Genomic DNA, 5,668 nt, shown 5'->3' with positions numbered 1-5,668 from the left:
ATTAAGAATAGCAAGAGAAAAAACCATCAATCAAAACTTGAACTGACAGTACAGATTTTTTTAAAAAAGTTAAAAATAAATTGATGAACAAAAGGGCAACTGTCAGATTAAATCCCAACTTCTACAGATTAGAATTTTCCTATATATGCACTGTAACCGAGCCTCTGAATCTTAATGTGGCTCATGCTCTCTGCATATCTTTTTAACGTCCCCCGTGGTCAGCCTTTCATTTGTAAGTCCGCAAACAAAAGTATTTTTCTTAGGGTTCTGATTGAATTTGCACGATAGACATGTGTTAAATCCTCTTAGTCCATTTTTCCTTTGAATGGATGTCAGCATTGCTTTTAGTACTGGTTCGACCTCATTTGAGTCATCGAGATTAATCCTCTTCATCAATCTATTGCTAACTGCAACCCCCTTTATGGAAATTGAGACGTGAAAGATTCTTTTATCATTCTTGTCCTGAGTTTTTTTTATAAATCCGTTGTCCTCAAGATGCCCCAGGCTTTGTGAAATACTGCCCTTGGTTTGACCTAGATATTCAGAAATGGCCTGTGTCGAATCAGAATAGCGGTTACAAATCGATAGGTACTGCAAGATTTCAACATGCACGAGCTGTAGACCCTCTTCTGCAGCAAACCGTCTAAGCAAATTTCGATGTACAGCGGTAAGTCGTTCAAGAAGATGCGCGATTCCGTCTAAAAAATCAATCATGACTGATAGTATCGAATCTAAACTAATTTGACAATGGGATAAGACATCAATAGTGTAGCTAAATTAGCAAATCAAAAAAGAAGGAAGTGTTTATGAAAGCATTGTTTATTGTCGCAAGTATTCTATTATCATTGACCGCTCATGGCGAATCTACAAAGCCATCAGCTGCAAAGAAATCTTTGTTTGAGCGACTTGGGGGTCACCCTGCAATTACTAAAGTTGTAGATTCGTTTGTCAATACGACAGCCACCAATCCTAAGGTCAATTTTTTCCGTGATGGAAAATATAAGGGACTTGACGTTGTTCATCTAAAAAAGCAAGTCACATCATTTATTGTCCAAGTTACAGGTGGCCCTAGTGAGTACAAGGGTCGCGATATGAAGACTGCGCACGTAGGGATGAAAATTTCGGAAGACGAATTCACTGCAATTGCTGGCGATCTCGCGGCCACACTAGACAAGTTCAAAGTTCCTAAAGCTGAAAAAGACGAGTTAATGGCGATAGCAGCGTCAACTCAAAAAGATATAGTTGAAAAAACAAAGTAAGAAAAGTTCGGTGAAGAAGTAAATGAGTGAGATAAAACTGTTCGCAGAAAAATGGTTGAACGTTGATAAAGACTTTTCTGAAAAATCATTCAGTGGAAAAGTAGTTGCGATACATGCTTTTCAGATGTTGTGCCCAGGTTGCATTCTACATGGCATTCCTCAGGCACAGCGTCTTCACGAAGCTTTTAATGGCGATCAAATTTCTGTAGTTGGCCTTCATACTGTTTTCGAACACCATGAGGCCATGGCGGAAGTATCCTTGAAGGCCTTTCTTCATGAGTTCAGGGTCAAATTTCCAGTTGGAATTGACGTGCCCTCTGCGAGCGACCGTATTCCACGCACTATGGATCATTATAAAATGCAGGGTACACCAACGTGGCTTGTTTTTGACCGTAATGGGAAACTGGTTATTAATGCGTTTGGAAAAGTTGAGGATATCGTTTTGTCCTCTCTTTTGACCCAACTTGCTCTTTCCGCGCATCCGTCCAGCAGTGGTGTACTCAACGAATCAAGAACTTAGGATGATTTGTAGGAATTTTATGAAGCGTGTTTTTTGAGTTTCGTATGAGGAACTTGGAATATTCTAAGATGAATTTAAGAGGAATACTTGATTAAGATAAAAATATTGCAAGTGTTGTTTAGCAATGAAGTTTAAATTAGTAGATGCATTTACAAATCAACCACTTGGCGGTAATCCTTGCTCTGTATTTTTAGGAGCGGATCACCTTTCTAGCGAACAAATGTTGGCTATCGCAAAAGAAATGAATCAATCCGAAACTGCATTCATCATGAAATCTTTGAATCATGGTTTGAAAGCACGCTATTTTACCCCCGAACGAGAAATCCCTTTAGCGGGGCACCCAACAATTGCGTCAATTCATGCAGCTATTGAGAGCGGCTTGATTCAAAAGCCAAAAAAAAGGGAATCAATTTCTTTGGAACTTAATGATGGGCCGATTCGTGTTGATATTGAATCAATTGAAGCGGGCACGCTTATTCACATGTTTCAAAGGAAGCCTCAATTTTTATACAAACATGATCCTAAAATAATTGCGGAAATTTTTAATCTTAAACAGGACAATTTTATTGATGAAGTTCCTATTCAAACGGTTTCAACAGGAACTGCGATGATGATTGTACCACTTAAATCTAAAGAAGCTTTACGTAAAGTGAAAATGAATGTCGATCTTTATGTAAACTACCGCGATAAATCTGATTTTTTTAGCCCACACTTTTTTTGTCTTTCAGGCGAATCTAAAGATGCAAGCACTTTTGCGCGCCACTTGGGTACTCCGCCGGATACTCTTGAAGACGCGTTCACAGGTTCAGCAACAGGGTGCATGGGTGCTTTCATATGGAAATACGGTCTAATGACAAAAAATAAATTTATCGCTGAGCAAGGCCACTGGATGGGTCGCCCTGGTCGCGCGTCAGTTGAATCTGTCGGCGAGTTTAACGATCTTCAATCTGTGGTGGTCAGTGGTACCGCAGTAACAGTGATTGATGGCGAAATTCGAATTTAGATGAATACTTTTAAAGAAACTCAAATTTTACCAGCGAAAACTCTTCGGCCTTATGTGTTGGCCTTTATCGGGGTTAAAGATTGTTTAACAGATTTCCCGCCCAGTTCGCTAATCAGCAAATCAGAATAGACTCTGCAAAAATTTGTCAATTCTTGATACATACGACTCAACGGCACTCCTGAGAACAAATTAACATCATTTATTCCAACAACTCAATCTTCTGCCGCTTCTGTTTGGCCGATCGCGATGATTGTTGATAAATGTGGGTATATCGCATGGTGGTTTCTTGGCGAGCATGACCCAGCCAATATTTTGCTAAGACAAAGTCGCGAGTATTGCCGACCAGCTCAGTGCACCTTGTGTGGCGGCAACAGTGATAACTCTTTTGACTGAATTTTGTCTTTTCATAAGCCATTCTTAATTCAACTGCGGCCATTGTTGAAGTTAGGTCTTCAAACAAAACATAGTCTTTCAAGTTGGATCCGTATTGTTTTTGTTTGAACTTGGCTTCTTGAATTTTATAGAGTTTCACCAAGGCATTGAAACAATCTTTGTCGATGATTGGTATCAAGCGATTGTATTTTTCATTGATGATTGGTTTTCCCTTCAAGGGCTTCCGGGGAATGGATCCATTTGACAGTCGATTTCTGATTTTAAATGCAGGTTGGCTTTCTAATACGATATACCCAAAGTAATCCATTTCATGATCACTCAATGCGGTCTTGAGTACTTTGTCATCCAACTCTCCTGAAAAGATATCGTCCATTGAAAGACCATAAATTTCATTGAACCGCATGCCGGTGTAATAAGCCGTTTGGAAGAACGTGGCCACCAACGGGTTTGTATCTAGGAGAATTCCATAAATGGCGTTGAACTCTTCTTTTGAAATCAAGGCATCAGCCGATCTCATATTGATTTTTGAGGCTGGAAATCCAGTCATTTTATACACGTTGGATTTGTCCAAAAGATTTCGTCTCAAAAGATAGTCAAGAAAGGTGTTCAAGGTTTTAATCACGTGATTTTTAGTTGAGTAAGCGATGGACCGTTTTGGACTTGTGACGGTCATAGCGACATCTTCCAACCAATCCCTGAACTCTTCAAAGTGCATGGACCAATTATTCGGGTTATTGGACTTTTTGACCTCCAAATAAAATGGCATCACATAGTGTTCTAGATAGAACTGTGTATTTTTCCATGAATTAGGCTGCGTCTTTTTGCAGTTCTCAATGTATTGCTCGGAAAGCTCAGCAAATTTATAGTACTGAGTCTTCCATTGAAGACGCCTCATTATTCGAGTTTTGGCACTATCGCGAATGGCTTCATTGGCCCTGTCCCACTCTTGTGCTTCTTTAAGAGTCTTGAAAGTTGGATGGGAGTCTTTCTTTAACCGAACTCTTTTTTCACCATCCCAAAAGACAATTGAATAATAAACTTCACCCTTGGTTCTTTTTCTAACTTCAACAGCCATAAACACCTCGCTCTTAAAATATATTTTATCGAGGTTCAGAGTTTTTGTACGCGGTGGAAGTTGAACCCAATGAGGATGTGAAAATCACATCATTTTGATGCGCCTCAAGCACCCGTTTCCAGTTTTACTCAACTTAAATAAAATATTCCAGTTACTTGCGTACCCCGACCTAACTACAGCTTAAAATTAGATATATCGGAAAGTTGGTATCAGTTATCGTAAATAGGAAGTCGTTTCCTGTTTTTGTAGAGAACATTATGGAGATGAAAAAGGAAATTAAATTGTCGCAAGTTTTACAACGAGAACTGAAAGGCAAAGTCATATCTCGTGTAGCTAAGGAGATTGGTATCAGCGTTTCAATTCTTCATGACTGGTATTCTTCTTCTAGAAAACCGTCGGCCAAGAACATGTGGCACTTAAAGAAACTAGCTGACTATCTTGGTCTAACTTTGGAGCAAATATTATTTGATGAAAAAAGTGAGAAGCAAACTATTAGCTCAACAACATTCAGTGATCGCGGTGTGCAATACCGAATAAATATCGAAAAGGTTAAGGGGTAGTCATGAAATGTTTAATTTTGTTTAGTCTTTTAATCTATACGCCATTCGCACTCTCACTAACCCAGAAGAATGAGAAAAACGAATGTGTTGAGTTTAAGGATTCGATTGCAAAGCAGCCAGAATACAAACTAATAGGTTGTGAGAAATCGGCCGAGACCGCTGACAAAATTAGCTTAAAATGCAAGGCAGAAACAGAAGTGATTATATACCCAGACGTAGAGAAGTGTAAAAAGGATGGCGGCATTGTACATATCGACAAAGTGGTTATCGATGGTCCTGTGGAAGTTACGTATCGACGTCTTCAGGCAACGCCGGAAAAGTACATTGGGAAATCTGTTGTTTTGAAATGCGAAGTTAAGAAATACAACGCTGATCGAGGCGTTCTAGAAGCTCACTGCGGATCAATTGGCGATTCCACTTCTGGCCCCTGCATTTACACCAACAATGATTGGATTTGCTTGGCGGTACCCAAGGAAAAAAGAGAAATGATCGATTACTTAATTGATAATTTAACGCCAGGAACAAGCTCCACCGTAAAAATACTTGGCAAACTTAGGAGCAAAAAGATCTTCGATATTCAAGAAATGCGATTTTGCAATGCGACCATGATAGAGTGTGAGCCGTATGCAAAAGTACTAAAATGATCTTCCCTTCAAAGTCGACGATTTCACTGTGGATCCCGCTACTAATTGGAATGCCGCAACCAACATTTGCTCAGTGGCTTTGTCGCGAAGGATGGCGTCCCGTTTCTGGTAGAAACTTTTTAGAAATACTCCAGAATGATTTTTTATTTTTATTTTCTAAGCTGCATACAAGTCAAGTTCTAGTTGTTGAATCATGTCTACTTTTTCAAGTTTA

General features: G+C 39.4%; 8 protein-coding genes. 6 read left to right on the top strand and 2 right to left on the bottom strand.

Going from position 1 to position 5,668, the window contains the following annotated elements; all coding sequences use genetic code 11:
• Positions 1-171: 171 nt before the first annotated feature.
• Complete coding sequence (locus J0M15_16920) at positions 172-714, bottom strand: winged helix-turn-helix transcriptional regulator (protein ID MBN8538732.1); 543 nt, start codon at positions 712-714, stop codon at positions 172-174.
• Positions 715-806: 92 nt separating this feature from the next.
• Between J0M15_16920 and J0M15_16915 the strand changes: the two genes are divergently transcribed.
• The 3 genes from J0M15_16915 to J0M15_16905 all read left to right on the top strand — a co-directional run bounded on the left by J0M15_16915 (position 807) and on the right by J0M15_16905 (position 2,782).
• A complete protein-coding gene (locus J0M15_16915; protein ID MBN8538731.1) occupies positions 807-1,259 on the top strand; it encodes a group 1 truncated hemoglobin in 453 nt (150 codons plus the stop codon).
• Positions 1,260-1,281: 22 nt separating this feature from the next.
• Positions 1,282-1,779: a TlpA family protein disulfide reductase gene (locus tag J0M15_16910; GenBank protein ID MBN8538730.1), complete on the top strand. Its 498-nt coding sequence runs from the start codon at positions 1,282-1,284 to the stop codon at positions 1,777-1,779.
• A gap of 124 nt (positions 1,780-1,903) precedes the next feature.
• Complete coding sequence (locus J0M15_16905) at positions 1,904-2,782, top strand: PhzF family phenazine biosynthesis protein (protein MBN8538729.1); 879 nt, start codon at positions 1,904-1,906, stop codon at positions 2,780-2,782.
• A 199-nt stretch (positions 2,783-2,981) separates the two neighbouring features.
• Here J0M15_16905 and J0M15_16900 read toward each other — a convergent pair whose 3' ends face one another.
• Positions 2,982-4,250, bottom strand: coding sequence for a tyrosine-type recombinase/integrase (locus J0M15_16900; protein MBN8538728.1), 1,269 nt, complete (start codon positions 4,248-4,250; stop codon positions 2,982-2,984).
• Between the two features lie 257 nt (positions 4,251-4,507).
• Between J0M15_16900 and J0M15_16895 the strand changes: the two genes are divergently transcribed.
• From J0M15_16895 to J0M15_16885, 3 genes are all read left to right on the top strand, one after another.
• Entirely contained in the window at positions 4,508-4,810 is a 303-nt protein-coding gene (locus J0M15_16895; GenBank protein MBN8538727.1) for a helix-turn-helix transcriptional regulator, read from the top strand.
• Positions 4,811-4,812: 2 nt separating this feature from the next.
• A complete protein-coding gene (locus J0M15_16890) occupies positions 4,813-5,454 on the top strand; it encodes a hypothetical protein (GenBank protein MBN8538726.1) in 642 nt (213 codons plus the stop codon).
• A partial coding sequence (locus tag J0M15_16885; GenBank protein ID MBN8538725.1) for a hypothetical protein occupies positions 5,451-5,668 on the top strand: 218 nt, incomplete at its 3' end. The genes J0M15_16890 and J0M15_16885, both read left to right, overlap by 4 nt.

The organism is Deltaproteobacteria bacterium (genome assembly GCA_017302835.1).
In the GTDB taxonomy this organism is placed as follows: Bacteria; Bdellovibrionota; Bdellovibrionia; order Bdellovibrionales; family Bdellovibrionaceae; genus UBA2316.
Note: the sequence above shows the minus strand (reverse complement) of the source record. Positions and strands in the feature narration are given on the sequence as shown.